This is a genomic window from Hydrogenophaga pseudoflava, from assembly GCF_004353865.1.
GTDB lineage: Bacteria > Pseudomonadota > Gammaproteobacteria > Burkholderiales > Burkholderiaceae_C > Hydrogenophaga > Hydrogenophaga pseudoflava.
Window position 1 is genome coordinate 3,165,519 of sequence record NZ_CP037867.1, and the last position, 25,694, is coordinate 3,191,212.

Consider the following 25,694-nt stretch of genomic DNA (forward strand, 5'->3'; position numbering starts at 1 on the left):
TCAGGGTTTCTGGGCCGCGGCAAAGCGGGTGACCTGCTGGCCGGGCGAGAGCACGTGCACACCGGCCGCGACGATTTCTTCGCCCTCCTTGAGGCCCGACACCACCAGCATCTCGTTGCCCTCGGCGCCCGACACCACCACAGGGCGCATGTTCACCCGGCTGCTGGCGGGGTCGAATACCCAGACCGCTGTGTCCTTGCCCCCTCCGTTCGCCTGGATCAGGGCGCTGGTGGGCAGGCGCACCGGTGCGGACACGGCCGGTGCGGCGGTGGCGTCGTCGGCGAACACCACCGACACGGTGCTGCCCAGCGCCACGCTCGCATCGGCGGTCAGGCCGAGCTTGACCTGGAAGGTCCGCGTCAGCGGGTCGGCGCTGGCGGCGATCTCGCGCACCTGGGCGGCCAGCGGCTCTGGCGACACCTGGCCCGAGGTCCACGGCCGCACCTGGGCCGCCTGGCCGACCTTCAGCCGCGCCACCCGGTCTTCCGGCACTGCGATCACGGCGTCGCGCGCGCCATCGCGCGCCAGCCGGACCACCGGCGCTCCGGCGGCCACCACCTGTCCCACCTCGGCCTCCACCGACAGCACCACACCTGGGCCATCGGCGAGCAGCCGGGCGTAGCCGGCCTGGTTGCCCTGCACCGCGCCCTGGGCGCGGGCCTGGCGCAGCGCCGCCTCCGCCGCGTCGAGGGCGGCCTGGCGGCGTTCGATTTCGGCACCGCTCACGAAACCCTGTGCCTTCAGGTCGGAGAACCGTTTGAAGTCGGCGGCGGCCAGGTCGCGCTGGGTCTGCGCCGCGACGATCTGGGCCTGTGCGGCCTGGGCCACGAGCGCCAGGTCCCGCGCGTCCAGCTGGGCCAGCAACTGCCCCGGCACCACACGCTGCCCCACTTCCACCGGCCGCTGCACGAGCTTGCCGCCGACGCGGAAGCCCAGGCGCGATTCGGTGCGTGCCCGGATCTCGCCCGCGTAGCCGCTCTGGGACTGCACCGCCGCGCGGGACACCGTCATCAGCTTCACCGCCCGCACCGGTTCCTGGGGCACTTCGGGACGGGAACAGGCGCCCAGCAACAGGGCAACCACCAGGACAGGGACATGCAACAGTGTCTTCATGGCAAAAGCGGAGAGCGTTGGGAGAAGCAGTGAATCGGCAGTCATATTAATGACTGACCGGTTAGTAATCAATTCTAGCGCGATCGGCGTTCTGGTGTAGACGCACAATCCGACGACTGTGCCCGCCACAACACCCTGTCTCCGCCCCGTCCCCGTCAACCCCTGCAGCGCCCGCCGCCCATGCCACCGTCCGCCAGCCCAATGACCACCGAGGTCGGTCACTATGAAAATTTTCCGGTGGCGTCCTGGCTCTGCCCGGCAGCGATCCGTCCGGCGGTGGTGGCGATCTACCACTTTGCGCGCACCGCGGACGACATTGCTGACGAGGGGGCCGCCACCGCGCCCGAGCGACTGGACCAGCTATCGGCCTACCGCACCGCGCTGGCGCGCTGTCTGGCATCGGCTGCCGAGCCGGCGGATGCGGCGCAATGGCCCCAGGTGTTCGGTCCGCTGGCCCGGGCGGCCGAGCGCCACCGGTTGCCAGGCGATCTGTTGCACGACCTGCTGAGCGCGTTCGAACAGGACATCCGCCACACCGCCAGCGGCCATGTGTATGCCGACACCGCCGAACTGCTGGCCTACTGCCGCCTCTCGGCCAATCCGGTCGGACGGCTGCTCCTGCATCTCTATGGCATCCACGACGATGAATCACTGCTCCAGAGCGACGCGGTGTGCAGCGCGCTGCAACTGATCAACTTCTGGCAGGACATCTCGGTGGACCACGCCCGGGGGCGGCACTACCTGCCCGCCGATGCGCTGCAGGGCCAGGGTCTGCGGCTGGAGGAGTTCTCGGCCGGCGCGCCGCCCGAGGTGCAGGAGCGCTGCCGACAGGTGGTGCGCCGTTTGTGCGAAGAGGCCCGGGCGCTGATGCTCGAAGGGGCGCCGCTGGCGCGCCGCATTCCCGGACGGGCCGGCTGGGAGCTGCGCCTGGTGGTCCAGGGCGGCCTGCGCATCCTGGACAAGATCGCCGCCATCGACCACCGAAGCTGGCTGCAGCGACCGACCGTCGGCAAGGCCGACCTGCCGCTGATGCTCTGGCGGGCGGTGTCCGGAGCGAACCTCAACCCCCGCCAACCGGCAGGCTGAAACCGAAGCGGGCGCCTTCGCCGGGACGGGCCGTGGCCCAGACCCGGCCCCCGTGGCATTCGACGATGCGCCGCACCAGGGCCAGCCCCACCCCCAGGCTGGGGGCCGGTGCGCCCTGCGCGCGCTGGAACAGCCCGAACAGCTCGGCCGCTTTCTCGGGCTCGAACCCCAGACCGTTGTCGTGCACGAAATAGGCATGGCCTCCCGGCACCGCCTCGCAGCTCACCTCGATGCGGGGCCGATCATGGCTGAGAGCGTGGCGCAGTGCGTTGTCCAGCAGCTCTTCCCAGACCCGGCGCAGCAGCGCCGCGTCGGCAAATGCGGGCGGCAGCCCCGGCGCCAGCACACACGACACGGGATGGCTGCGCTGGCCCAGCTGAAGGTCCCTGAGGACCACCTGCACCATCTGGTCCACGTCCACACGGATCGGGCGGAGGTCCGCCGCCTGCAGCCGCGCCAGCGCAGAGACCGATTCCATCAGGTGCTGCAGCCGGCGGGTGGAGTCCATCACCTTGTGTGACAGCCGGGTCACCTGGCCCGGCTGCCCTGCGTATGACGGGTCGCCCAGCAGCTGGGCGTAGCTCGCCACGTGCCGCAGCGAGGTCCGCAGGTCGTGGGCCAGCGCATGGGAAATGTCCCGCAGGGTCTGCTCGGCCGATGCCAGCCGTGCGGCGATGGCCGGATCACCCACGGTGCCGGTTCCCGACGGCGACGCCGGGTCCGAACGCAGCGCGAGCGGGTGGTGGGAATCTCTGGGCGAAGTCATGACAGGAAGGCGGCGTCCGGAAGAAGGCGAAAACCCTGCATGTGGCAAGCGCCCGACACTAACCGCTGTCGGCGTGCAAACATTTGCGTCCTTGCAGCCAGGACCCAACTCGGATGCATTTATTCATTACGAATGTGACGGCACGCGCAGTTTGTGATGCCGCCATCCGGGCCTCTGTGGCAAACCCGGGGTTCTCCCGGGCGAGAAGTGCAGCAGACCTCAAGCCCGGGAGGGACGCGCCGATGGATCAGGAACGGTCCGTCAAAACCAAGCTCCCCGCCGGCCGCGGCGAACCGCACGATCATGTCGCCCTCAGAACCTCCTTTCACCGATCCGCCGCTGCCCTGCCTGGACTGCGCGGCGCGCATCAGCTGCCTGATCGGCCAGATGCCGCGCCCGCAGCAGGACCGTCTGGGCCCGCTGATCCGGGAACAGCGGTTCCGCAAAGGCGAGGTCTTGCAGGCCGAAGGCGCGGAGGTTGAAATGGTGCGCACCATCAAGCTGGGCACGGTGATGCTCACCCGCTCGGGGCCAGACCATGTTCCGCGTCCGGTGGCGCTGGTCGGGCGCGGGCATCTCATGGGGCTGATGGGCCTGCTCGGCCAGACCACACAGGTCGGGGCGCAGGCGCTGTCGCCCGGACGGATCTGCGACGTGCCGGTCGCGGCCATGCTCGGCGCCTTGGTCAAGGACCCGGTGCTTCAGGACACCCTGCACGAGCAGATCTGCCGGACCGTCGCCCGCCTGGCCGACTGGGGACAGACGATGCGGCTGCGGGGCCTGCACCGCCAGCTGGTGGCTTCGCTGATGCTGCTGGCGCACGAACAGGGCACCCGCATGGTCCGCATCCCCAGCCACGTGGCCTTGTCCGAACTGCTGCGGACCACACGCGAGTCGGTGGCGCGTACGCTGCGGCAGCTGGAAGACCAGGGCCACCTGCAGCGCAACGACCGCTGGCACGTGACCCTGGCGCCGGGTCACGAGCGCGTGTTTGCCGAGGGGTAGCGGGCGCCGCTCAGGCCTTCTTGGCGTAGGCGCTGCACCAGCCGCCCGCGGCCACCGCCTTGCCCGGAAAGATGCCGCAGGGGCCCGAGGGCGCATCGGGCTTGCCGGTGTAGAGCGTGCAGTTGCCGCACTTCTGGGTGGCGGCGTGCTTGGGAAACTTCTTGCCGTCGGCCTTGTTGGTGTCGGCAACGTAGCCCAGGGCCATGGGCTGGGCGTCCTTCTCGTTGACCATGGGCAAGGTCTGTGCCTGTGCCGCGACAGCAGACAGCAGGGCTGAACCGGCGGCCACCTGGAACATGAACACGCGACGACTGGAATTCTTCATGGGTACCTCGTGGGGTTGTGTGCGAAATCGCGTTCGCAGCCTAAACACGAGGACTGAAGAAGCACTTAAGCAGGGCCGCATCGGCTGCGTACACTTGGCGTCCACCACCATGCCCATGAACCCGCAAGACTACGCCCAGCAGAAGGCCGCAGCCTCCGGCAGCAGCTTCTATTACGCCTTCCTGTTCCTGCCGCCCGAGCGCCGCGCCGCCATCACGGCCTTCTACGCCTTCTGCCGCGAGGTCGACGACGTCGTCGACGAGGTCAGCGACCTCGGTGTGGCTCAGGCCAAGCTGGGCTGGTGGCGCCAGCAGGTCGCCCAGGCCTTCGGGGGCCGGGCGGACCACCCGGCGCTACAGGCGCTGATGCCGCACACAGCCACCTTCGGCATCGAGGCGCGGCACCTGCTGGCCGTGATCGACGGCTGCCAGATGGACCTGGACCAGAGCCGCTACCTCGACTTCGCCAACCTGCAGCAGTACTGCCACCTGGTGGCTGGCATCGTGGGCGAGGTGGCGGCGCGCATCTTCGGCCAGACCGACCCGCGCACCACCGACTACGCCCACCGGCTGGGTCTGGCCTTCCAGCTGACCAACATCATCCGTGACGTGGGCGAAGACGCGGCGCGGGGCCGCATCTACCTGCCGGTCAACGAGCTGCAGCGCTTCGACGTCAAGGCGCACGAGCTGATCAAGCGCGGCGCCGCCCCCGGAATGGACACCGCCGACTTCCACCGGCGCTTTTGCGAGCTGATGCGCTTCCAGTGCGAGCGCGCGCTCTCGACTTACGACGAGGCGCTGGCGCTGCTGCCCGAAACCGACCGCCGCGCCCAGAAGCCGGGCCTGATGATGGCCAGCATCTACCGCACCCTGCTGCAGGAGATCGCCGCCGACCCCGTGCTGGTGCTGACGCAGCGCGTGAGCCTGACGCCACTGCGCAAGTTCTGGCTGGCGTGGAAGGTGCAAGCCTTGGGACGGTTGTGAAGCTGGCGGTTGTTGGTGCCGGCTGGGCAGGCCTGGCCGCCGCCGTGGAGGCGATGGACCTCGGCGCCGACGTCACCCTGTTCGAAGCCACCCGCACGCCCGGCGGCCGCGCCCGCGCCTTGCCCGCCACGCGGCCCGACGGCGTACCACTGCGGCTGGACAACGGCCAGCACATCCTGATCGGCGCCTACCGCGATACGCTGGGCCTGATGCAGCGCCTGGGCATCGAGCCGGGACAGGTCCTGCTCGGCACTCCGTTGTCTCTGCCCTACCCCGACGGCGGCGGCCTGCAGACGCCCACCTGGGCCGCGCGCTGGCCGGCGCCGCTGGACGCTGTGGCCGCGATCCTGACCGCGAGCGGCTGGTCATGGGGCGAGCGGCTTGCGCTGGTGCGCGCCTCGTTGGCGTGGCAGCGCTCGGGTTTTGTCTGCCCGCCTTCGCTCACGGTGGGCGAGCTGTGCCGCGCCCTGCCCGCCCGTGCGATGGACGAGCTGATCGAGCCGCTGTGCGTCTCGGCGCTGAACCTGCCCGCGGCCCAGGCCAGCGCGCAGGTGTTCCTGGCGGTCATGCGCGACGCGCTGTTCGGCCAGGGCTTCGGGCGCTGGTCCGCCTCGGCCCTGCTGCTGCCGCGCGACGACCTCGGCGCGCTGCTGCCCGACGCCGCCTGCCGCCATCTCGGCGCGCGGGTGCGGCTGGGCACGCGGGTCACGGACTTGCAGGACACTGAATCAGGCTGGACGCTGGCAGGCGACGGCTGGTCGGAAGACTTCGACCGGGTGATCTGGGCCACCGCGGCCAGCCACGCCGCGTCGACCATCGGCGCCGCCACCGGCGAGAGCGCCAGCAGCACCGCGCGGCGCGACTGGGCGGCTCAAACCCGCCAGCTGGACTTCACCGCCATCACCACGGTCTATGCCTGGGCGCCTGATGCGCGCCTGCCGGCGCCCATGCTCGCGCTGCGCAACAGCCCCGACGCGCCAGCGCAATTCGCGTTCGACCGCGGCCAACTGCGCCCGGACGACCCGTCCGCCCAGGGGGTGCTGGCCTTTGTGGTCAGCGCCAGCGAGGGCGAACGCGACGAACTGCAGCAAAGGGTGCTGGCACAGGCTGGCCAACAGCTGGGACTGCCGAATCTGCAAGCCATCCAGACGGTGGTGGAAAAACGCGCCACCTTCTCCTGCACGCCCGCGCTGAAGCGCCCGGCCACCGCCATCGCGCCTGGGCTCTGGGCGGCGGGCGACTACATCGACGGCCCCTACCCGGCCACGATCGAAGGGGCGGTGCGCAGCGGTCTGGCGGCGGTGGCGCGGATCAGTTGACGCCGGTTTGGCGCGCCCCCCGCAATCCGCGCATCATGGCCACACCGAACCCGAGAGACCTGCCCATGACCACCACCCGCCTCGCCCCCGAGCAACTGAGCCTTCGCATCGACCCCGCCTCGCTGGGCTTCGTCGACACGTCCACGCTGCCCACCGGCGCCCTGCCCTGGATCGGCCAGGAGCGCGCCGAAACGGCCGCGCGCTTTGGCCTGGCGATGGACCAGCCCGACTACAACCTGTTCGTGCTGGGCGAGGTGGGCAGCGGGCGCGCCACGCTGCTGCGGCAGCTGACGCGTGCGGTGGCCGCCGAACGCCCGGTGCCGCCCGACCTGTGCTACCTGCACAACTTCGACGCCCCCGAGCGCCCGCGCGCCCTGCGCATGCCCGCCGGCCAGGGGCGCGAGCTGCGCCAGCTCATGGGCAAACTCTCACGTTTCCTGCAGAGCGAGATCCCGCTGCGCCTGAGCAGCGAAGACTTCAAGGCCGAGAGCGAGCGCATCCAGAACGCCTACCAGGCCGAGGAGGCCAAGGCCTATGTCGAGCTCAACGCTTTCGCCGAGGCGCGCAGCTTCAATCTGTTTCGCGAATCGGGCCATCTGGTGTTCACCCTCATCGGTGAAAAGGGCGCCGCGCTGACCGAGGCCGAGGCACGCGCGCTCTCCAAAGACCGACGCGCCGAGATCGACAAGGCCGAGCAGGAGCTGCGCGACGAAATCGCACGCTTCCTGGAAAAGACCCGCCCCATGCTGCGGGTGATGAACGAAGGCCTGGCCGCGCTGCGCCGCCAGACCGTCAAGCCCCTGCTCGACCACGAGTTGCAGACCATCCGCGTGAGCCTGAAGAAGCAGATCAAGGACTCCGTCAAGCTCGGGAGCTACCTCGACCAGGTGCAGCACGACGTGCTCGAACACATCGAGCTCTTCATCGCGCAGGACAGCGACGACGAGGCGCGCCAGGAAGCGCTGGCCCAGCTGCTGCTGGGTTACCGCGTCAACCTGGTGGTGGACAACGCCGACCTGTCGGGCGCGCCGGTGATCGCGGAAGACAACCCGATGTTCCACACGCTCTTTGGCCGCATTGAGTACCAGGCCGAGGAGGACGTGATGATGACCGACTTCTTCCGCGTGCGCGCGGGCAGCCTGGTCCGCGCCCACGGCGGCTTCCTGCTGCTGCACCTGCGCGACCTGCTGGCCGACGAACTCGTGTGGGAAAAGCTGCGCCGCTTCATGCGCTCGGGCCGGGTGCAGATCGAAGAGCCCGGCAGCTCGCTGATGCCCATGGCGGCCGTCTCGCTGCAACCCGAGGCGGTGGACGTGGAGGCCAAGATCGTGCTGATCGGCTCGGTGGACGAGTACTACGCGGTGCAGGAGGCCGACCCCGAGTTCGCGCGCCACTTCATGGTCAAGGTGGATTTCGCCGAGAGCTTTCCGGCCTGCGACGAGACCCGCGCGGCCAGCGCACTGTTCGTGGCCCACACCTGCCGCAAACTGGGCCTGCCCCACCTGTCGGCGCCGGCCGTGGCCCGCCTGATCGAGGACGCCCACCGCCAGGTGGACGACCAGACGCGCCAGAGCGCCATCTTCGCGCGCACCGAGGCCCTGGTGGCCGAGAGCGCCGGCATGTGCCGCGCGCGCGGCGCCAGCCGGGTCGAACGGGAAGACGTGGACGCGGCGCTGGACGCGCGGCGCCAGCGCCACAACTACCCCGAGCAGCGCCTGCGCGAATCCATCGCCGAGGGCGAGCGCCTGATCACGCTGCACGGCGAGCAGGTGGGCCAGATCAACGGTCTGACCCAGATCGACCTGGGCGACTGGCGCTTTGGCCTGCCGGTGCGTGTGAGCGCGCGCACCCACGCGGGCACGCAGGGCCTGCTCAACATCGAACGCGAGGTCGAGATGTCGGGCCCCATCCACGACAAGGGCGTGCTGATCCTGCACAGCTACCTCACGGCCCTGTTCGCGCACCTGGCGCCGCTGGCGCTCAACGCCTCCATCGTGTTCGAACAGGAGTACCACGGCGTGGAGGGCGACTCGGCCTCGTGCGCCGAACTCTTCGCCGTGCTCTCGGCGCTCTCGTGTGTGCCGCTCAACCAGGGCATCGCGGTCACGGGCGCGCTCAACCAGCACGGCGAGGTGCTGCCCGTGGGCGGCATCAACGAGAAGATCGAGGGCTGGTTCCGCGTCTGCGAGGCCTCGGGCCTGGACGGCCGCCAGGGCGTGCTGATGCCCGCGCGCAACCTGCGCCACCTGATGCTGGAGCGCCCCGTGGTCGAGGCCGTGGAGCAGGGTCGATTCCACATCCACACCGCCGCCCACCTGAGCGAAGGGCTGGAGCTGCTGACCGGCCAGCCCTCGGGCCTGCCGGTGGCGCCCGCGGTGGAGGTGGACTACCCGGCCGACAGCGTGCTCGGGCGCGCGCAGCAGACCCTGCAGGCCTACCGCCGCGCCTGCCAGCGCGCCGGATCGGCGGGGCGGACGAGGCGGCTCCGGCCCTGAAGGGAAGCCTCACCTTTGGGTCGCGCGCAGCGCGGCGGGGGGTTTCGTTTCAGCCCAGCGCCTTCGCGGCCAGGTGCGCCGGGCGTTCGATGCAGCGCCGGATCCAGTCGTGCGTGAGCGGGTGCGCAGCCATGAGCTCGCGCGCCGGTCTGGCCCAGTTCAGCACGCTGGCCACGCACAGGTCGGCCACCGTGAAACGGTCCGCCGCCAGATGGCGCTCGCCGCGCGCGTGCTGCTGCTGCAGGTGCTGCTCGATCACGCGCAGCGGCACCGCCAGCCGGCGCTCGGCGGCGTCGGCCAGTTCTGGCTTGCGCCGGGCGGGGGGCATGACTACCCGGTGCATCAACCAGCTCAGCGCATCGGCCTCGCACTCGCTCATCACCCAGAAACTCCAGCGCAGCGCCTCGGCGTCCTCGCGCGGCGTGGCCGGCGCGATCGAAACGCCGTCGGCGGCGCCATGGTGGCGCGCGATGTAGAGCGCGCAGGCCATGCTCTCCCACACCACCACCTCGCCCTCCGGCCGCGCGTCCACCACCACCGGGATGTGGCCGTTGGGGTTGAGTGCCAGAAACTCCGGCGTGCGGGTCGCGCCGCCCTGGTAGGGCGTGGGCACGTGCTTGAAGTTCAGGCCCAGCTCGGTGGCGGCCCACAGCGGACGCAGCGCGCGCGAGGCCGCAATGCCGTGGATGCTCAGCGTCATGCGCCAGCACCCAGCGCACGGCACAGCGCGTGCAGGTCGCTCACCGTGAGGTGCGGCACCAGCGGCGCGTGTTCCCAGGCGTGGCCGGCGCGGTTCAGCCAGGCCAGCTGCATGCCGGCGTTCAGCGCACCCACGCCGTCCAGGTGCGCGTCGTCGCCGATGTGCAGCACCTCGTGCGGTGCCACGCCCGCCGCATCGGCGGCGGCGTGGAAGATGCGCGGGTCGGGCTTGCCGACACCGAACTCCTTCGCACTCACCGACGCACGGAAGTGCGCGCCGATGCCCACGCGGTGCACGTCGGCGTTGCCGTTGGACAGCGCCACCACCGGAAAGCGTTCGCTGAGGAAGGCCAGCATCGGCAGCGCATCATCGAACAGGTCCACGCGCTGACGCTCGGCAAAAAACACCTCGAAGGCCGGCTCGGCCAGCGCCTGGTCGTCGCCACCGCGCCGCAGCACGCGGCGGATCGCCTCCAGCCGCAGCGCCGTCATGTCGTGCGCCAGGTCGGGCCGCTCGGCGTTCAGCCGTTCGCGCACCTCGCGCAGCACCGCGCGGTCGCGGCACAGGGCGCCCGTGGCCGGCGCGTTTGTTTCCAGCCAGTCCTGCAGCACCCGCTCGGCGCGCTCGATGGTCGGCCAGATCGGCCAGAGCGTGTCGTCCAGATCGAGCGTGATGGCGCGGATGCGGCCGAGGTCCAGACCCCGGTCAGATGTGTGATGTTGCGGGTGCTCGGGGGTCTTCATGGCTGCGGGAGAATAGCGCATGCCCTTCCAGACCGAACCCGCTTTCAAGCATGGCCAGGCGCCCCGCACGGCCATCGTGCTGTGCAACCTCGGCACCCCCGACGAACCCACGGCACCGGCCCTGCGCCGCTACCTCGCCGAGTTCCTGGGCGATCCCCGCGTGGTCGAGATTCCGCGCGCGCTGTGGCTGCTGATCCTGCACGGCATCATCCTGCGTGTGCGGCCTAAGAAGTCGGCCGCCAAGTACGCCAGCATCTGGACGCCCGAAGGTTCGCCGCTGAAGGTCTGGACCGACAAGCAGGCCACGCTGCTGCGCGGCTACCTCGGCGAACGCGGCCACCAGGTCACGGTGCGCTACGCCATGCGCTATGGCAACCCGTCCATCCCGTCCGTGCTCGACGAACTCAAGGCCCAGGGCGTGACCCGCATCCTCGTGCTCTCGGCCTACCCGCAATACAGCGGCACCACCACCGCCAGCGTGATCGACGCCGTCTCCACCTGGAGCCAGAAGATCCGCCACATCCCCGAGCTGCGCTTCGTCAACCGCTACCACGACGACCTGGGCTACATCGACGCGCTGCACCGCAAGGTCCGCGCGCACTGGATGCACCACGGCCAGGGCGACCACCTGGTGATGAGCTTCCACGGCGTGCCCGAACGCACCCTGCACCTGGGCGACCCCTACCACTGCGAATGCCTGAAGACCGCGCGCATGCTGGCCGAAAAGCTGGGCCTCGGCAAGGACGACTACACCGTCACCTTCCAGTCGCGCTTCGGCAAGGCCAAGTGGCTGGAGCCCTACACCGAGCCGACCCTGGTCGCGCTGGCGCAGAAGGGCCTCAAGAGCGTCGACGTGGTCTGCCCCGGCTTCACCAGCGACTGCCTGGAAACGCTGGAAGAAATCCGCATGGAAGCGCAGGAAGCCTTCAAACACGCGGGCGGTCAGCGCTTCGAATACATCGACTGCCTCAACGACAGCCCAGACTGGATTCGCGCGCTGGCCGATTTGTCAGAGAAGCATCTGCAGGGTTGGCCGACGAAACAGGCGGACGATCCGATGCAGTTGGCGGCGAGCCGGGAGCGGGCGTTGGCGAGGGGGGCGAGGGATTGAGGTGCTCGCAATTCTCTTGCCAGATTTGTCAATTCTGTTATACCTTTTCCCGGCTACGACAGGGCTGCCTAGTCGCTCGATTTCAATGAGTTTGCCTGGATTCGAAGGGACTTTGTTTAACGGAAGCGTTTGTGGGCATCCGGCGTTTTACCGTTTAAATCAAAGTTAGCCGTCATGAGCACTCCCACCCGCCAAGTCAATATTGCAGTTGAACTGAGGTCCGGTCGTCACTACGGCGTATTCATTGACGACACAGGTTCGCCGGGCTTGAAGACTCCTGGGTTGAATGAGCAGCGTAAGTCTTGGGTAGCGGTAATCGTTCCACCGCATCAGGTGTCCGAAGTAATGAATCAACTGCCCAGTGCTTTGTCCTTTCTTAAAGAACTCGGGATCAAGGACCCTGAGTTTCACTTTACGGACATTTGGGCAGGGAAAGGCGAGTTCAAACAGCTCAACCTTCAGCAGCGTTTGGGCATCTTTCGCTTCATGTCACATATCTTTACGACATACCAATTCCCAGTGCTTGTGCAAACCTTTGACCCGGAGAACGCGGCCGACGTGCAACGCCGCACCGATTGGCCTGAGAAGCTCGGCCCGTTGAAGTTTTCCGACCACGAAGACCTCGCATTGATCTTTGCACTCTTGCGAGTCCGCATGCACCTCAAAGCGATAGAAGGTGGCAAAGCCACTGCCTGTGTAGTGGTTGACGAAGGGCGCCTCGCTAGTGGGAAAGCTATTGTCCTTTCGGGACTGGCACCCACCTTCGTTGCTGGCGCAGTCCTATTCGCCAGTTCGCGTTTGGTTCATCCAATTCAACTTGCTGACTTTGCGGCATTCGTAATGAATCGTTGGCAGCTATTGCGCGTTAAAGAAAGCCTTAGTAGCCTCGACAAGACGCTTCTCGAAATTATTTCGCCTGTCGCAGAGTTCTTCATCAACATCGACCCTGTGTCCATTCAGGGATTTCCGAACATTGCAAATCTTCGACAAGGAATGAGCTAAATGAAGGCTAACACTGCATTGCAGGAGACGCTCCGCCTATCGGCGGTGCCCCCCTGAACTTGGACGTTTGCCAGCCATGCCTTACGTCATTGGATTTTCAAAGCCAGTACAGATCGCTGACGCCGATCTGTATATCAACGATTGCTGCATCGGTGGCGACATAGTGCTGGAGCGTCTGCTGCCAGCTCTACGCGATCACTATGGAAACAGTCTTCAGGCTGACCAGGAAGATTGGGGCTGGTTTATATGGTTTGAAGAACTTGGCACCAAGCTCGCGGTCGACATTCATACCGAGGATGCCGAGCGCGGTGAATTCAAGATCCACCTGACTGCCAGCCGCTCCCGCTTCTTTTTTGGTCCGAAGATTCAAGACACACCGGAACTTGAGCAACTTCGGGATTTGATCTTGTTGCAGCTTCAGTCGTGGCAGGTAGATGGACTTAACACAGAACTCGTAGATAAGAAGTACATGCCCATTTGAGTTGCCGGCCAACCGATTGGAGGAACCCAGAACTTGTGCGGAACGGGTGGCTTGGGTCAGATCGCCGCCAGTGGCTTTGCCCTCTTCCGTTGGCAGACTCCCAACCTTCCGCCCTCACTGCCCCGCCAAAAACCGACTGACCAGCAGCAACTGCTCCGGCACATTCAACGCCGGCGCGTGTCCACACCCCGCAATCGTCACCACCAGCGCCCGCGGCCCGCGGTCGCGCATCTGCTCCGCGGTATCGGCCAGCAGCAGGTCGGACTCGGCGCCGCGCAGGCACAGCACCGGGATGTCGATGCGGTCGTATTCGGTCCAGCGGTCGTAGTCGCCCGGGTGTTCGGTGAACTGCATCACCATGGCCGGGTCGTAGTGCGGCGTGACGCGGCCGTCGGGCAGGCGGCGCACCGAGCTTTCGGTCAGCAGCGTCCACTGCGCGTCGCTGAGCCAGCCGTAGGGTTTGTAGACGGTGCGGAAGTACTGCTCCAGCTCGCTCACCGTGGCAAAGCTGGCCGGGTTGCCGGCGTAGCTGCGGATGCGTTCGAGGGCGGCGTCGGCGAGCTTGGGGCCGTTGTCGTTGAGCACCAGGCGCAGGATGCGGCCGCGCAGCAGGCCGTCGGCGGCGACCATGCCGATGGCGCCGCCCATGGAGGTGCCGACCCAGTGGAACTGGTCCAACGCCAGCTGATCGACCAGCGAGCGCGCGAGCTTGGCGTAGAAGGCCAGGCAGTACTCGGCCTTGGGCTCGGGGCTCCATTGCGAGAGGCCGCGGCCAATCGTATCGGGGCAGATCACGCGGTAGCCCAGCGCGCTCAGGTGCGCGGCCAGCGGGTCCATGTCGCGGCCGGTGCGCGCCAGGCCGTGCCAGGCGATGACGGTGCCGTGGTCGGTGGTGCCGGGCGCGCGCGCCCAGTCCATGAAGTGGATTTCGCGGCCCTCGCAGGTGAGGTAGCGCGACTGGGGCATCACAGCGTGGTCGTTCATTTCATGCCTTTCAGCCGTGCGAGCACGGCGCGTTCGCGCAGCCTGCCGACGATGCCGGTGGGGAAGTAGTAGACCGAGAGCACGAACAGCAGGCCCAGCCAGAGCAGCCAGCGGTCGGGCGTGAGCAGCGCGGGCAGCAGCGGCACGCCGGCCGTGGCCTCGCCGGCCACCCGCAGCAGGTCCTGCAGGTAGCTCTGCGCCAGCACGAAGAGCACGCTGCCGATGAGCGCGCCGTAGAGCGTGCCCATGCCGCCGATGACGACGATGAGCAGGATGTCCAGCATGATCTCGAAGGACAGCGAGGTGTCCGGCCCGTTGTAGCGCAGCCAGAGCGCGAGCAGGCAGCCGGCCAGCGTGGCGAACAGGGCCGAGAGCACGTTGGAGAGCGTGCGGTAGACGACGGTGCGGTAGCCCAGCGCCTCGGCGCGGAAGTCGTTCTCCCGGATGGCCTGCAGCACGCGCCCGAAGGGCGAGTTCACGATGCGCAACAGGGTGAGGAAGATGGCGCAGACGCTGGCGAAGATGAGGTAGTAGGTGAGCAGCTTGCCGTTGAGGTTGACCTCGCCCCAGGGCAGCGCCAGCGGTTCTTCGCTCAGCTCGAAGCCGGGCGAGAGCAGCTCGGGCACGCTGAAGGTCAGGCCGTCTTCGCCGCCGGTGAAGTCCGACAGCTGCGAGGCCAGCGTGAGGAAGGCCGAGGCCACGGCCAGCGTGATCATGGCGAAGAAGATCGCCCTCACCCGCAGCGAGAACAGGCCGATCAGCAACGACAGCAGCGTGGACACCAACAGCGCGCACACCACGCCGAGCAGGATGGTGCCGAACGAGGCCTCTTCCACCGAGCTGAGCGCAATCGCCACGCCGTAGGCGCCGATGCCGAAGAACATGGTGTGCGCAAAGCTGACGATGCCGGTGTAGCCCAGCAGCAGGTCGAAGCTGGCCACCAGCGCGACGAAGATCAGGATCTTGGCCGCCACGTTGAGCGCCTTCACGCCCGGGAACAGGAAGGGTGCGAAGGCCAGGCCCAGGAACAGCAGCACCAGCAGCGCCGCCAGCCAGGGGCTGCGCGGCAGGTCTTTGGAGAGAAGTCGTTGCAGCATGGTCAGGCTTTCAACGGCTGGTCACCGGGTAGACGCCCTGCGGACGCCACAAGAGGATGGTGACCATCAGCGCGATGTTGGAGAACAGCGCCACCTTGGGCACCAGGAAGCCGGTGTAGTTGGCCATCAGGCCCACCAGCAGCGCGCCGATCAGCGCGCCCAGCGTGGAGCCGAGGCCGCCGATGATGATGACGATGAAGATCAGCACGTTGACCTGCGCGCCCATCTGCGGCACCACGTTCTGCTGGTACAGGCCCCACATCACGCCGCCCAGCCCGGCCAGCGCGCTGCCGGCCACGAACACGCCGACGAACAGGCGCCGGATGCGGTAGCCCAGCGACTCGACCATCTCGCGGTCCTGCACACCGGCGCGGATCAGCAGGCCGACCTTGGTGCGGTTGAGCGTCCAGACCATGGCGGCGAACACCGCAGCGCCCACCAGCACCGCGACGATGCGGTACTTCTCCACGGCGGCGTCGCCGATCAGCAGCGAGCCGCGCAGGCCCTCGGGCAGCGGCAGCGGAATCTGCTCCGGCCCCCAGATGACCTTGATCATTTCCTCGCCGATGATCATGCCGCCCATGGTGATCAGGATCTGCTTGAGGTGCATGCCGTAGACGGGCCGGATGATGAAGCGCTCGAACACCAGACCCAGCGCACCGGCCACCGCCATCGCCACCAGCATGGCCGGCAGCAGCGCGAGCAGGTTGGTCCAGAGGCTGTCGGCGGTGGTGAAGGCGTTCATGCTGCCCAGCACCGTGGTGGCCACGAAGGCGCCAAGCGCGATGAACACGCCGTGGCCGAAGTTCAGCACGTCCATCAGGCCAAACACCAGCGTGAGGCCCGAGGCGATGATGAAGACGATCATGCCCATGGCCAGGCCGGCCACGGTCAGCGTGAGCCAGGTCGAGGGGCTGCCCACCGCCGGCAGCGCCGCCAGCGCCAGCAGCGGCACCAGGGCCATGGGCTTCCAGTCCATGTCTTTGAACAGGCTCATTGGTGCGCTCCCAGGCTCAGGCCGAGCAGTTTCGATTGCAGGGATTCGTCGGCGGCCAGTTCGGCCATGCTGCCGCTGTGCACCACGCGGCCGTCGTCCATCACGGCCACGGTGTCGCCCAGCTGCTTCGCGAAGTTGAAGTTCTGCTCGACCAGCAGGATGGTGGTCTGCGCGGCCTTGAGTTCGCGGAAGGCCGCGATCATGTTCTGGATGATGGCGGGCGCCAGGCCCTTGCTGGGCTCGTCGATCAGCAGCAGCTGGCGCGGCTCGACGATGGCGCGCGAGACCGCCAGCATCTGCTTCTGCCCGCCGCTGAGCTTGCCGGCCGGGTGGTTCCAGAACTTCTTCATGGCAGGGAACAGGCCGAAGATCCATTCGAGGCGGGTGGTGTCGATGTCGTCGAGCGTGCGCGCGCCGCGCGCGGCCAGCAGCATGTTCTCGCGCACCGACAGGTCCGAAAAGATGCCCATGCTCTCGGGCACATAGGCCACGCCGCTGGTGGCGATCTCGTGCGTCTGGCGCGCGGTGATGTCCTGCCCCGCGAGCGTGATACGGCCCTGGCTGGCGTGCCACAGGCCCATGATGGTCCGCAGCGTGGTGGTCTTGCCGGCGCCGTTGCGGCCCAGCAGCATGGTCAGTTCGCCCTTGGGCACGACCAGGTCCACGCCGTGGAGGATGTGGTACGCGCCGATGTGGGTGTGCACGCCTTCGAGTTTCAGCAGCGCCTCGCTCATGCGGCCACCTCTTCTTTTTCTTCCGGGTTGATGCCGAGGTAGGCCTGCTGCACCACGGGCGAGGCGATCACGGTCGCCGGGTCGCCGTCGGCCACCAGCTCGCCGTTGTGCAGCACGATGATGCGGTCCGAGAGTTCGCGCACCACGTCCATCTTGTGTTCGACCAGCAGGATGGTCTTGGTCTTGTCGGCCTTGAGCTGGCGGATCAGGTTCAGGATGACGGGCACCTCGTCCACGCTCATGCCGGCGGTGGGTTCGTCGAACATGAACACCTGCGGTTCCAGCGCCATCAGGATGCCCACTTCGAGCTTGCGCTGGTCGCCGTGCGGCAGGCTGGCCGCGAGCTGGTCGCCCTTGTCGGCCAGGGCCACGGTCTCCAGCACCTCGTCGGCCCGCACCACCAGGTCCTTGCGGTCGCTCCAGATCTTCCAGAGGTTGAGCCCGGCCCCTGCCCTCGCCTGCACCGCCAGCCGCACGTTCTCGCGCACCGTGAGGTTGGGGAACAGGTTGGTGAGCTGGAAGGCCCGCCCCAGCCCGGCCTGCGCCCGCGCCGGCGCGCCCTGCTGCGAGATGTCCACCCCGTTGAGCTTCACGCGCCCGGCGGTGGCCTTGATCTGGCCCGAGATCAGGTTGAAGTAGGTGGTCTTGCCCGCACCGTTGGGGCCGACGATGGCGGTGAGCGTGCCCGGCGCGAACGCGCAGGACACAGCATTCACCGCCACGTGCCCGCCGAAGCGGACCGTGAGGTCAGTGGTTTCAAGCATCAAGTTCCTCCACGCGCAGCGCGAGTGCGCGAGCAGTTGCGGCGAGTGCCGCAACCTTCCAGAAACGCCGCGGAACCGGCTTTGCCGGGCCGCAGGCGTTGTCCCCTGGGGGAAGCCGCGAAGCGGCGCAGGGGGGTTACTTCTTATTGCGGATGGGAACGTTCATTTCCGAGGGCTTGATCTCGCGCACGAGTTCAGGCACGCCCCAGGCAAAGGCCGGGTCCACCTTGATCTTGAAGTGGTACATGCTCTGCATGGCCTGGTGGTCTTCCTTGCGGAAGGTCATCGTGCCCTTGGGCGTCTCGAAGCTCATGCCTTCCATGGTCTTGATCAGCGTGGCGGCCTTGGCATCGCCGTTGGTCTTCTTGAGCGCGGTGACCACGGCCATGGCCGAGCTGAAACCACCGGCGGTGAAGAAGTCCGGCGGGCTCTTGAACTGGGTGTAGTGCTGGGCCACCATGGCCTCGTTCACCGGGTTCTTGGGGATGCCGAAGTAGTAGTAGGTGGCGCCTTCCATGCCCGGGAAGTTCTTGTAGGCCGCCATGGCCGGCAGGATGTTGCCGCCGGTGGCGATCTCGATGCCGTAGCGCTTGAGGTCGAGGTCGGCAATCTTGAACGGGTTGCCCGCGCCGGCCCAGATGATGAAGATCACCTTGCGGCCCGGCTGGTCCTTGAGCTTGTCGATCAGGCGCTGCGCACCGGCGGTGAAGTCGGTGGTGCTGGTGGGCAGGTATTCCTCGTGGACGATCTTGGCGGTCTTCACCGCGTCCTTGAAGGCCTTCACGCCGTCGCGGCCGAAGGCGTAGTCCTGCGCCAGGGTGGCGATGGTGGTGCCGGCCTTGTCCAGCGCCACGGCGTTGGAGATCGCGTCCTGCGACGAATTGCGGCCGGTGCGGAAGATGTACTTGTTCCACTTGTCACCGGTGATGGAGTCGGCCACCGCGGGCTCGACCAGCAGGATCTTCTGGTATTCCTCGGCCACCGGCAGCATGGCCAGCGCCACGCCCGAGCTGGTCGGGCCGATGGCCAGGTCGGCCTTGTCGTCGGCGTAGGCCGCGGCCAGCAGGCTCTTGCCCAGGTCGGGCTTGCCCTGGTCGTCCTTCTCGATCACGACGATCTTCTTGCCGCCGACCATCATGGTGCCGCCCGTGGCGTAGTTCAGACCCATCATCAGACCCACCTGGGTCTGCTTGCCGTAGGCCTCCAGCGGACCGGTCTTGCTGTAGACGTGGGCGATACGGATTTCGCCGCCCGACTGGGCGAAGGCAGCGGCGGCGCCGCAGGCAAGGGCCATCACCGCAACGCGGCGCGTGGTCTGGAACATGTCTTGTCTCCTGGTTGTGGGATCACCGGGCCGGTGAACGCCAACCCACTTTGCACGGTCCGTGCCAGGAAGAAAAGTCCTTTTGAATCAATGAGCTGCTGCTGTCTTGCCGTATGAATGCCTGAAATTCAGACACACCATCCAAACCCAAAATGTCTAAATATCAGACAGTTGTCTGGTTTTCAGACACAGACAGCCGGTCGTACAGGCTGGCGCGCGAGATGCCCAGCAGCTTCGCCGCCGCCACCCGGTTGCCCCCGGTGCGCGCCAGAGCGGCGGCAATGGCGCGGCGCTCCAGCTCGGCGATCTGCACCGGCAGCGGCCGCAGGTCGTCGTCCGCGGCCATCGCCGGCACAGGGGCGGCAGGCCGCGACAGCGCGGGCTCGATGCGGTCCAGCCCCGAGTCGCGCAGCACTTGTTCCACCTGCGCGGCGCCGATCTGCGGCGAGTCGCTGCGCAGCGCCAGCTGTTCCAGCACGTTGCGCAGCTCGCGCGTGTTGCCGCGCCAGGGCTGCGCGGCCAGCAAATCGAGCGCGGGTGGCAGCAGCTCCAGGTGCACATTGGCGCCGCGCGCCGCGATGTCCTCGCACAGCGTCTCGACCAGCAGCGGGATGTCACTCTGCCGCTCGCGCAGCGGCGGCACGCGGATGGGCAACACATTGAGGCGGTAGAACAGGTCTTCGCGGAACAGGCCCTCGCGCACCAGTTGCGCGAGGTCGCGCGAGGTCGCGGCCACCACGCGCACGTCGCAGCGGATCAGCTTGTTGGAGCCCAGCGGCTCGATCTCGCCGTCCTGCAGCGCGCGCAGCAGCTTGACCTGCACGGCCATCGGCATGTCGCCCAGCTCGTCGAGGAACAGCGTGCCGCCATCGGCCAGCTTGAACTTGCCGTCGCGCCCCTTCTTGTCGGCGCCGGTGTAGGCCCCGGGCGCGACGCCGAAGAACTCCGCCTCCATCAGCGCCTCGGGCACGGCCGCCATGTTCACACCCACGAAGGGCCGGCCGGCGCGCGGCGAGGCGGCGTGGATGGCGTGCGCCAGCAGCTCCTTGCCGGTGCCGGTCTCGCCCAGCAGCAGCACCGGGCTGGCCGACTGCGCCGCACGGCGCGCCTGGCGCTTGACCTCCTGCGCGGCGGCGCTGCTGCCGACGAAGCTGGCAAAGGTGTACTTGGCGCGGCGCTGGCTGGCGAGTTCGCGCCGCGCCTCGTTCAGGTCCTGCTCCAGCCGCGCGAACTTGGCGATCAGCGGCTGCAGCGTGGTCTCGGGGTGGTCGAACAGCACGATGCCCAGCACCCCGATCACCTCGCCCGCCTCGTCCCGCAGCGGGATGCGGCTGACCACGAAGGTGCCGGCCTTGTTGGTCAGCAGGTCGATCAGGATCGGCTTGCCGGTTTCCAGCACCTGGTGCATCTGCGTGTTCTGCACGACGTTCGACACCGGGTGGCCGACGAAGTCTTCCTCGCGTTCGTAGCCCAGCGCGGGCAGGAAGCGGCGGTACTGGTCGTTGATCCACACCACCCGCCCCATGCGGTCCACCAGCAGCATGCCCTCGCTGGCGTTGGCGAACAGGTCGAACATCGAGCGCGCGGCCAGCTCCAGGATGCTCTGGGCGTCGCGCGGGAGGCGGGTGTCGGGGCTCATCCCCGCATGGTACGGCCTGATTTCAGCCCAAAAGATTCAGCGCCATGAGTTCGGCGCGAACCTGGTTCGCCGTTTCAAAGCGAACCGGTCGCCAGCCCAGCGCGCGGGCCGCGTCGATGTTGCGCTGCGCGTCGTCGATGAACACCGGCGAGGGGTCGCTCACCGCCAGCTGCTCGGTCACCGTGTGGAAGATCGCGGGGTCGGGCTTCATCAGCGCCACGCGTGCCGAGAAGATGCCGTCCTCGAACCAGTCGGCGAACGGGTGATCGTCCTCGATCCAGCGCGCCAGCCCGTGCGGCATGTTCGAGAGGTAGACCAGCCGGTGACCTGCGGCCTTGAGCTCGTGGATCAGCGCGACGGTGTCGTCCTTCACGCGCATGTGCGGCGCCAGTCCGTCGATCACCGCCATCACCTCCTCCACCGCCAGCCCGGTGCGCCGGGCGATGCGCTGCGCCAGCCCCTCGGGCTCCACGTTGCCGAGGTCGAACTGCGCCCAGTCGCCGTCGGGGTCGAAGGTCTGGAAGATCTCACGCACCCAGTGCGCCGCCTCGGCCTCGTCGCGCGCCCGCCCGGGCAGCACCTGGCGCAGCAGCACGGTCGGCTGCCAGTTGAACACCACCCCGCCGAGGTCGAACACCACCGTCTCTGTCGTCATGCCTTGTTTCCGTTTCTCTGTCGTGTGAAAGCTCATGCAGCGACCACCGTCACGCCGTGGTCCTTGAGGGTCAGCCCGAGTTCTTCGCCCAGCCGCCATTTGCGGTCCACCTGCGGGCTGACCACGAAGATCGGGCCCAGCTCGGTCTGCACCGTCAGTTCCTGGAACGAGCCCAGATAGGCCTGCTTGAGCAGTTCGCCGCCCAGACCGCCCGCTTCGCGCGGGCCGATGGACCAGGCCTCGGGCCGGATCGCGGCCTTCACCGGGCCGGGCGGCAGGCGGTGGCGCGGCTGCAACCGGATCGGGCCGAAGCGCACCGAACCGTCGGCCTCGCTCACGCCGTCGAACAGCATGGCCTCGCCCATGAAGCCAGCCACGAAGGCACTGGCCGGGCGCTCGTACAGGTCCTGCGGCGCGCCGGCCTGGGCGATCTGGCCCGCATCCATCACGATGATCTGGTCGCTCACCGCCAGCGCCTCGCTCTGGTCGTGCGTCACATAGGCCACCGTCAGGCCCAGGCGCTGCTGCAGGCTGCGGATCTCCTCGCGCATGCTGCGGCGCAGCCGCGCGTCCAGGTTGGACAGCGGCTCGTCGAACAGCAGCACCGCGGGCTCGATCACCAGCGCGCGCGCCAGCGCCACGCGCTGCTGCTGCCCGCCCGAGAGTTCGCTGGGCAGGCGCGCGTCCATGCCGACCAGGCCGACGGTCGCCATCGCCGCCCTCGCCCGCTCGGCGATCTCCGCCTTGGGCAGGCCGCTGACGCTCAGGCCGTAGCCCACGTTGTCGAGCACGCTCATGTGCGGGAACAGCGCGTAGCTCTGGAACACCATGCTGACGTTGCGCTCGCTGGGGCCGAGCGACGTGACGTCGCGGCCATCGATCAGGATCTGGCCGCCCGAGGGCGTCTCCAGCCCCGCGATCATGCGCAGCGTGGTGGTCTTGCCGCAGCCTGAGGGGCCGAGGATGGTGGTCAGCGTGCCCTTGGGCACGGTGAAGTCGATGCCCTTGACGATCAGGGGCGCGTTCGCGCCGCCGTAGCGCTTGGTCACCTGGCGGAATTCAATGCCGTGTGTGGTCATGGTGGTTTCCAGAGATCAGTGGCCGCCCGCGCGACGGCCGAGTTGCCGTTCACCGACCAGGCGCTGCACCAGCGCGGTGATGACGGACATGAAGACGATGAGCACGGTGCAGTAGGCGAGCGCGAGCCCGTACTCGCCGTTGCCGACGCGGCCGATGATGTAGGTGGTGGACAGCTCGTACTTGGCCGAGACCAGGAAGATCACGGCCGACACCGTGGTCATGGAGCGAACGAAGCTGTAGATCAGCGCCGCCGTCAGCGCCGGCTTGAGCAGCGGCAGCACCACGCGCCGCAGCGTGGTCAGCGTGCCGGCGCGCAGCATGAACGAGGCCTCGTCCAGCGAACGGTCGAGCTGCTTGAACGCCGCCGTGCCGGCGCGCACGCCCACCGGCAGATTCCGGAACACGTAGCACAGCACGATGATCAGCCCGGTGCCGGTCAGCTCCACCGGCGGCACGTTGAAGGCCAGGATGTAGCTCACGCCCAGCACCGTGCCCGGAATCGCGAAGGTCAGCAGCGCCGCGAACTCGAAACCCGCCTTGCCGCGGAACTCGGTGCGCGCCAGCAGCCAGGCGATCAGCAGGCCCAGGAAGGCGCAGACCGGCGCCGCCATCGCCGCCAGCGAGGCGGTGGTGAACAGCGAGTTCCAGGCCGTGCCCGCCCACACCAGGCCATGTTCGCCCAACTGCAGGTCGAAGGCGCCGCGGAAGTGGTCCAGCGTGAGCGTGTAGTCGCGGCCCCAGGTCTTCACGAAGCCGCCCGCGAACGCGAACAGGTAGACCACCACGGTGAACAGCAGCCAGGGCCCGGCCACGCCGAAGCACAGGCGCCGCACCGTGTCGGGCAGCGGCATCGGCAGGCCCGCGTCGCCCTTGCCGGTCACAGTGGTGAAGCTGGTGCGCCCGAGCAGCCCGCGCTGGATGAAGAACACCACCAGCGCGAACAGCGTGAGCACCAGGGCCAGCGCCGCCGCCATGCCCGGGTCCAGCGAGGCGCCGACGATGGCGAAGAAAATCTCGGTCGACAGCACGGCGTAGGAGCCCCCCAGGATGATGGGGTTGCCGAAGTCGGCCATGCTCTCGATGAAGCCCACCAGGAAAGCATTCGCCAGTCCCGGCTTGAGCAGCGGCAGCGTCACCGTCAGGAAGGTGCGCAGCCGGTCGGCGCGCAGCGTCTGCGCCGCCTCTTCCAGCGACGGGCTCACCCCCTGCACCACGCCGCGCATGATCATGAAGGCGATGGGCGTGAAGGCGAACATCTGCGCCAGCCAGACGCCGAACACGCCGTAGAACCAGCGCGAGGGCGGCACGCCGAAGGCCCATTCCATGAACTGGTTGTAAAGGCCGGCGCGGCCGAACAGCAGGATCAGGCCCAGGCCGACCACGAAGGGCGGCGTGATGATGGGCAGCATGGCCAGCACGTTCAGCGGCTTCTGCAGCCGCGTGCCGCCGCGCTCGGCCCACAGCGCCATCAGCGTGCCCATCACCGTCGTGCCCGCCGCCGTCAGCAGCGCGAGGAACAGCGTGTTCCAAGCCACGCCGCAGCGCGTGTCGGCGATGACGCAGCCCAGGCCCCAGATGCGCTCGGTGGCCAGCCGGTCCACCAGCGCACCCGGCGCCCACAGGCCCATGTCGTCGTACAGGCCCGAGGCCAGCGAGCGCAGCACTGGGTAGACCACGAACAGCGCGAGCAGGCTCACGCAGCCGACCACCGCGCCCGCAACGAACACATCGCCGCGGAAGAAGCCCAGCCGCGCGATGCCCGCGCCCAGCAGCATCACCAGGCAGGCGATGGCAACAAAGCCGCCCCAGCCCATGCCGAACTGGCCGTGCTCCAGCGGACCGAACCAGGCCTCCAGCGCCGGGAAGCTCCAGCCCGGCGCACCGATGGCGAAGCCGCTCGCCAGCAGGCCGGTCAGGCCCAGCAGCGCGCCGGCCACCAGCACCCCGCCCTGCGCCCGCCCCACGGGCAACAGCAGGCCGGCGCCGGCGACCAGCAGGCCGGCCACGCCGGTCCAGAGCCAGGGCCGCCCGTGCAGCGCCGCCTGCACCACGCCGCTGGCGGTGGCGTCACCGCCCCAGACGCCGGGCAGCGCCGCCCAGAGCGACTGTTGTTGGAGGAAGTACCAGGGCAGCAGCGCGTAGGCGGCCAGCCCCAGCAGCGTCCAGGCGGCCAACGCCCGCCCGGACCGCGAGGTCAAGGTGTTCATGCGGAATTCCGGAGCGGGTGGAGGTCAGCGCGGCAGGCTGTTGACGTCTTTTTCCCAGCGCTGGATCAGGCGGCGGCGCTCGGCGGTCTGGCCGTACTTCGCGTAGTCGTAGTTGATCAGCTTGATCTTGCGGAAGTCGGGCACGCGCGGGTCGACCTTGGTCTCCTTGTTCGACGGCAGCTGGAACTGCAGCGTGGCCGCGCCCAGGGCCTGGGCCGAGGGCGTGAGCGCCCATTCGTAGAACTTCTTGGCCGCGTCCAGGTTGCGCGCACCCTTGATGATCGACATCGAGCCGATCTCGGCGCCCGTGCCGTCCGAGGGCGTGATGGTCTCCAGCGGGAAGCCCTGCGCCTTCTCGCCCGGGCCGTCGTGCACGAAGCTGATGGAGATGGTGGCCTCGCCGCGCGCCACCGCCTTGATCGGGCCGGTGCCCGAGCGGGTGTAGGCACCGATGTTGCCGTGCAGCTTCTTGAGGTATTCGAACGCCTGGTCTTCGCCCATGAGTTGCACCAGCGTCGCGATCATGGTGTAGGCGGTGCCGCTGGAGGCCGGGTTGGCCGACTGGATCTCGCCCTTGTATTCGGGCTTGAGCAGGTCGGCCCAGGTCTTGGGCACGGCCAGCTTCTTCTTGGCCAGCAGCTCGGTGTTGTAGCCAAAGCCCAGCGGGCCGGAGTAGATGCCCACCGTCTTGTAGCCCGACTGCTGCGCCTGCTTCTGCGCCCAGTCGTGCAATTTGGGAAGCGTGGGCGACTTGTATTCCATCGACAGCCCCTGCTCGGCGGCCTGCAGGTGCGGGTCGCCGGTGCCGCCGAACCAGAGGTCGGTCTTGGGGTTCGCGCGCTCGGCCATGATCTGCGCGATCGCCTCGCCCGAGCCCTTGAGCGTCATGTTGACCTTCACGCCCTGGCTCTTCTCGAAGGTGACGGCGAGCATGTTGCACCACGCGGCCTGGGCCGAGCAGATCAGGTTGAACTCGCTGCTCTGGGCCTGCGCGGACAGCGCGGGCAACAGCAGGAAAGGGGCGGCAAGCCAGAGGGTCTTTTTCATGGGTTTTCTCCTGGGATGGACGGGGATCTCGGGTGTGG

Annotated in this window: 24 protein-coding genes; 8 read left to right on the top strand and 16 right to left on the bottom strand. The window is 68.1% G+C overall.

Annotated features, from left to right (window positions below; genetic code table 11):
• On the bottom strand, positions 1-1,113 hold the full coding sequence (locus HPF_RS15150) for an efflux RND transporter periplasmic adaptor subunit (RefSeq protein ID WP_066151558.1): 1,113 nt from the start codon (positions 1,111-1,113) through the stop codon (positions 1-3).
• A gap of 180 nt (positions 1,114-1,293) precedes the next feature.
• On the opposite strand from HPF_RS15150, the gene hpnC reads away from it, so the two are divergent.
• Entirely contained in the window at positions 1,294-2,199 is a 906-nt protein-coding gene (hpnC, locus tag HPF_RS15155) for a squalene synthase HpnC (RefSeq protein WP_066151560.1), read from the top strand.
• Here hpnC and HPF_RS15160 read toward each other — a convergent pair.
• Positions 2,174-2,965, bottom strand: coding sequence for a sensor histidine kinase (locus HPF_RS15160; RefSeq protein WP_079365638.1), 792 nt, complete (start codon positions 2,963-2,965; stop codon positions 2,174-2,176). The genes hpnC and HPF_RS15160 overlap by 26 nt on opposite strands.
• A gap of 303 nt (positions 2,966-3,268) precedes the next feature.
• On the opposite strand from HPF_RS15160, the gene HPF_RS15165 reads away from it, so the two are divergent.
• Positions 3,269-3,970 carry a Crp/Fnr family transcriptional regulator gene (locus tag HPF_RS15165; protein WP_164868406.1) on the top strand — a complete coding sequence of 234 codons (702 nt, stop codon included), beginning with the start codon at positions 3,269-3,271 and terminating at the stop codon, positions 3,968-3,970.
• Positions 3,971-3,980: 10 nt separating this feature from the next.
• Here the strand turns inward: HPF_RS15165 and HPF_RS15170 are convergent, their stop codons facing one another.
• The gene (locus tag HPF_RS15170; RefSeq protein WP_079365636.1) at positions 3,981-4,295 is read right to left on the bottom strand and encodes a high-potential iron-sulfur protein; all 315 of its coding nucleotides are present in this window, start codon (positions 4,293-4,295) and stop codon (positions 3,981-3,983) included.
• A 115-nt stretch (positions 4,296-4,410) separates the two neighbouring features.
• On the opposite strand from HPF_RS15170, the gene hpnD reads away from it, so the two are divergent.
• The 3 genes from hpnD to HPF_RS15185 all read left to right on the top strand — a co-directional run bounded on the left by hpnD (position 4,411) and on the right by HPF_RS15185 (position 9,091).
• A complete protein-coding gene (gene hpnD / locus HPF_RS15175) occupies positions 4,411-5,277 on the top strand; it encodes a presqualene diphosphate synthase HpnD (protein ID WP_133157051.1) in 867 nt (288 codons plus the stop codon).
• Positions 5,274-6,596 (top strand): hydroxysqualene dehydroxylase HpnE, encoded by a 1,323-nt coding sequence (hpnE, locus tag HPF_RS15180; RefSeq protein ID WP_133157052.1) that lies wholly within the window; start codon positions 5,274-5,276, stop codon positions 6,594-6,596. The genes hpnD and hpnE overlap by 4 nt, the downstream gene beginning before the upstream one ends.
• Before the next feature lie 65 nt (positions 6,597-6,661).
• Complete coding sequence (locus HPF_RS15185; protein ID WP_133157053.1) at positions 6,662-9,091, top strand: Lon protease family protein; 2,430 nt, start codon at positions 6,662-6,664, stop codon at positions 9,089-9,091.
• Between the two features lie 49 nt (positions 9,092-9,140).
• Here HPF_RS15185 and HPF_RS15190 read toward each other — a convergent pair whose 3' ends face one another.
• Both HPF_RS15190 and HPF_RS15195 read right to left on the bottom strand, forming a co-directional pair.
• Complete coding sequence (locus HPF_RS15190) at positions 9,141-9,791, bottom strand: glutathione S-transferase family protein (RefSeq protein WP_133157054.1); 651 nt, start codon at positions 9,789-9,791, stop codon at positions 9,141-9,143.
• On the bottom strand, positions 9,788-10,534 hold the full coding sequence (locus tag HPF_RS15195) for an HAD family hydrolase (protein WP_207959409.1): 747 nt from the start codon (positions 10,532-10,534) through the stop codon (positions 9,788-9,790). Before HPF_RS15195 ends, HPF_RS15190 begins: the two co-directional genes overlap by 4 nt.
• Before the next feature lie 19 nt (positions 10,535-10,553).
• On the opposite strand from HPF_RS15195, the gene hemH reads away from it, so the two are divergent.
• The 3 genes from hemH (at position 10,554) to HPF_RS15210 (ending at position 13,128) form a co-directional block, all read left to right on the top strand.
• Entirely contained in the window at positions 10,554-11,645 is a 1,092-nt protein-coding gene (hemH, locus tag HPF_RS15200; protein ID WP_133157056.1) for a ferrochelatase, read from the top strand.
• Positions 11,646-11,819: 174 nt separating this feature from the next.
• Positions 11,820-12,647 (top strand): hypothetical protein, encoded by an 828-nt coding sequence (locus tag HPF_RS15205; RefSeq protein ID WP_133157057.1) that lies wholly within the window; start codon positions 11,820-11,822, stop codon positions 12,645-12,647.
• A 76-nt stretch (positions 12,648-12,723) separates the two neighbouring features.
• Entirely contained in the window at positions 12,724-13,128 is a 405-nt protein-coding gene (locus HPF_RS15210) for a hypothetical protein (RefSeq protein ID WP_133157058.1), read from the top strand.
• Between the two features lie 114 nt (positions 13,129-13,242).
• On the opposite strand, the gene HPF_RS15215 is transcribed toward HPF_RS15210, so the two are convergent.
• The 11 genes from HPF_RS15215 to HPF_RS15265 form a co-directional block, all read right to left on the bottom strand.
• Positions 13,243-14,112: an alpha/beta fold hydrolase gene (locus HPF_RS15215; RefSeq protein ID WP_133157059.1), complete on the bottom strand. Its 870-nt coding sequence runs from the start codon at positions 14,110-14,112 to the stop codon at positions 13,243-13,245.
• Complete coding sequence (locus HPF_RS15220) at positions 14,109-15,209, bottom strand: branched-chain amino acid ABC transporter permease (protein ID WP_133157060.1); 1,101 nt, start codon at positions 15,207-15,209, stop codon at positions 14,109-14,111. The genes HPF_RS15215 and HPF_RS15220 overlap by 4 nt, the downstream gene beginning before the upstream one ends.
• A gap of 10 nt (positions 15,210-15,219) precedes the next feature.
• The gene (locus tag HPF_RS15225) at positions 15,220-16,206 is read right to left on the bottom strand and encodes a branched-chain amino acid ABC transporter permease (RefSeq protein ID WP_133157061.1); all 987 of its coding nucleotides are present in this window, start codon (positions 16,204-16,206) and stop codon (positions 15,220-15,222) included.
• Complete coding sequence (locus HPF_RS15230) at positions 16,203-16,940, bottom strand: ABC transporter ATP-binding protein (protein ID WP_133157062.1); 738 nt, start codon at positions 16,938-16,940, stop codon at positions 16,203-16,205. The genes HPF_RS15225 and HPF_RS15230 overlap by 4 nt, the downstream gene beginning before the upstream one ends.
• Entirely contained in the window at positions 16,937-17,704 is a 768-nt protein-coding gene (locus HPF_RS15235; RefSeq protein ID WP_133157063.1) for an ABC transporter ATP-binding protein, read from the bottom strand. The genes HPF_RS15230 and HPF_RS15235 overlap by 4 nt, the downstream gene beginning before the upstream one ends.
• Positions 17,705-17,840: 136 nt before the next feature.
• On the bottom strand, positions 17,841-19,028 hold the full coding sequence (locus tag HPF_RS15240) for a substrate-binding domain-containing protein (RefSeq protein ID WP_133157064.1): 1,188 nt from the start codon (positions 19,026-19,028) through the stop codon (positions 17,841-17,843).
• Between the two features lie 163 nt (positions 19,029-19,191).
• Positions 19,192-20,667, bottom strand: coding sequence for a sigma-54 interaction domain-containing protein (locus HPF_RS15245; RefSeq protein WP_133157065.1), 1,476 nt, complete (start codon positions 20,665-20,667; stop codon positions 19,192-19,194).
• 22 nt (positions 20,668-20,689) lie between these two features.
• On the bottom strand, positions 20,690-21,322 hold the full coding sequence (locus HPF_RS15250; protein WP_165961714.1) for an HAD family hydrolase: 633 nt from the start codon (positions 21,320-21,322) through the stop codon (positions 20,690-20,692).
• 32 nt (positions 21,323-21,354) lie between these two features.
• A complete protein-coding gene (locus HPF_RS15255) occupies positions 21,355-22,401 on the bottom strand; it encodes an ABC transporter ATP-binding protein (RefSeq protein ID WP_133157067.1) in 1,047 nt (348 codons plus the stop codon).
• 15 nt (positions 22,402-22,416) lie between these two features.
• Positions 22,417-24,609, bottom strand: a complete 2,193-nt coding sequence (locus HPF_RS15260; protein ID WP_133157068.1) for an ABC transporter permease — start codon at positions 24,607-24,609, stop codon at positions 22,417-22,419.
• A 24-nt stretch (positions 24,610-24,633) separates the two neighbouring features.
• Positions 24,634-25,656 carry an ABC transporter substrate-binding protein gene (locus HPF_RS15265; RefSeq protein ID WP_133157069.1) on the bottom strand — a complete coding sequence of 341 codons (1,023 nt, stop codon included), beginning with the start codon at positions 25,654-25,656 and terminating at the stop codon, positions 24,634-24,636.
• Positions 25,657-25,694: the final 38 nt, after the last annotated feature.